Origin of the sequence: Nocardia sp. NPDC059236 (assembly GCF_042754085.1) — a bacterium.
In the GTDB taxonomy this organism is placed as follows: Bacteria; Actinomycetota; Actinomycetes; order Mycobacteriales; family Mycobacteriaceae; genus Nocardia.
Genome location: NZ_JBHZAF010000069.1, coordinates 1 through 1,609 on the forward strand (window position 1 = coordinate 1; position 1,609 = coordinate 1,609).

At 69.2% G+C, this 1,609-nt stretch carries 3 protein-coding genes; 1 reads left to right on the forward strand and 2 read right to left on the reverse strand.

Translation table 11 applies throughout. From position 1 onward, the window contains the following. A partial coding sequence (locus ACFXIV_RS47865; protein WP_379421532.1) for a phosphoenolpyruvate carboxykinase domain-containing protein occupies positions 1 to 195 on the forward strand: 195 nt, incomplete at its 5' end. A gap of 115 nt (positions 196 to 310) precedes the next feature. Here ACFXIV_RS47865 and ACFXIV_RS47870 read toward each other — a convergent pair. Both ACFXIV_RS47870 and ACFXIV_RS47875 read right to left on the reverse strand, forming a co-directional pair. Beyond that, complete coding sequence (locus ACFXIV_RS47870; protein ID WP_099883662.1) at positions 311 to 724, reverse strand: hypothetical protein; 414 nt, start codon at positions 722 to 724, stop codon at positions 311 to 313. 96 nt (positions 725 to 820) lie between these two features. Further along, the coding region (locus ACFXIV_RS47875) for an aminotransferase class I/II-fold pyridoxal phosphate-dependent enzyme (RefSeq protein WP_379421533.1) at positions 821 to 1,609 on the reverse strand (789 nt) is incomplete at its 5' end.

Here is a 1,609-nt window from a genome sequence, read left to right on the forward strand (position 1 = left end):
CTGCCGCGCAAGGAGGACCTGGACACCGAGGGGCTGGGCCTCTCGGAGTCGGAGCTGGACTTCGTCCTGGCGGTCGACAAGGACGTCTGGCGCGACGAAGCGGCACTGATCCCCGAGCATCTGAACACCTTCGGCGACCACACGCCGCGCGCTCTGTGGGACGAGTACCGCGCCCTTGTACAGCGCCTGAAGTGACGCCGCGCCCCCTGCTTGAGGGAGCAGGGGGGCAAGCGCAGCACCGGCCACCGGGCCGCACCCGCGACGGACCACGCCGCGGGTGCGGGGTGCGTCCGTCGCGCGGATGCGGCGCCTACACCAGTACGCCCTCGGCGCCGGCGTGGGCCTCGATGCGGGCCGTCATCAGTGCGGTGACCGCCTCGTCGCCGCGAGAGGTGGCGACCGCGAGCGCGTTGCCGGCGAGGGTGCGCGCCCGCGCGTGGAGGGAGGCCACATGCGCGGCGTCGGCCCGCAGGGCCGAGGGCTCGGCACGCAGCGGTGCCCGCCCGCCGGACAGGCGAGCCGCGTGGGCGGCGAGCTGCTGCGCGGCGGCATCCAGCGAAGCGCTCGGCGTCAGCGCCCGCAGCTCGTCCGTCACCGTCAGCAGCGCGGTCAGGTGCCCCGCCAGACGGATGTCCAGCTCTTCCTCGCGGGTGCGGCGCGGCAGTCCGGCGTGGGTGCTGTCGGCCACGGTGTGGACCGACTTGGTGCGGATCGGTTCGTACATGGATGGCCTCCTGATGCTTTCCGGAGACCATCCTAACTTAGACATCGTCTAAAGTTGGCCCGCATTCATCGGGCAGCTCCATGTGCTCACGAACGGTTACGGCTGACTGTAACCGTCCAGGAAATGACCGATCCTGGTTACGGCGTCGCGCAGTTCGGTGACACCGGGCAGGTTGACGATCCGGAAGTGATCGGGCTCCGGCCAGTTGAACCCGGTCCCGTGCACAATCATGATCTTCTCCGCGCGCAACAGGTCGATCACCATCTGCCGGTCGTCCTTGATCTTGTAGACCTTCGGATCCAGCCGCGGGAAAGCGTAGATCGCACCCTTGGGCCGCACACAGGTGACACCCGGAATCCGGGTCAGCAGTTCGTAGGCCGCGTCACGCTGCTCGCACAGCCGGCCACCCGGCAGCACCAGGTCCTCGATCGACTGCCGCCCGCCCAGCGCCGCGGCCACCGCGTGCTGGGCCGGCACGTTCGCGCACAGCCGCATGTTGGCGAGGATCGTCAGTCCCTCGATATAGCTCGCGGCGTGCGCCTTGGGACCGCAGACCGCGAGCCAGCCGCTGCGGTAGCCGGCGACCCGGTACGACTTGGACAGGCCGTTGAAGGTGAGCGTCAGCAGGTCGGGCGCGACCAGCGTGGTCGGGGTGTGCGTGGCGCCGTCGTAGAGGATCTTGTCGTAGATCTCGTCGGAGCACACGGTCAGCTGGTGACGGCGGGCGATGTCGGTGAGCTCGCGCAGGACCTCCTCGCCGTAGACCGCGCCGGTGGGGTTGTTCGGGTTGATGATCACCAGCGCCTTGGTGCGGTCGGTGATCTTGCGCTCGATGTCCGCCGGATCGGGCATCCAGTCGGACTGCTCGTCACAGCGGTAGTGCAC

Coding starts and splice junctions, on each gene's coding strand:
- ACFXIV_RS47870 (WP_099883662.1), bottom strand. CDS start 724: ATGTACGAACCGATCCGCACCAAGTCGGTCCACACCGTGGCCGACAGC.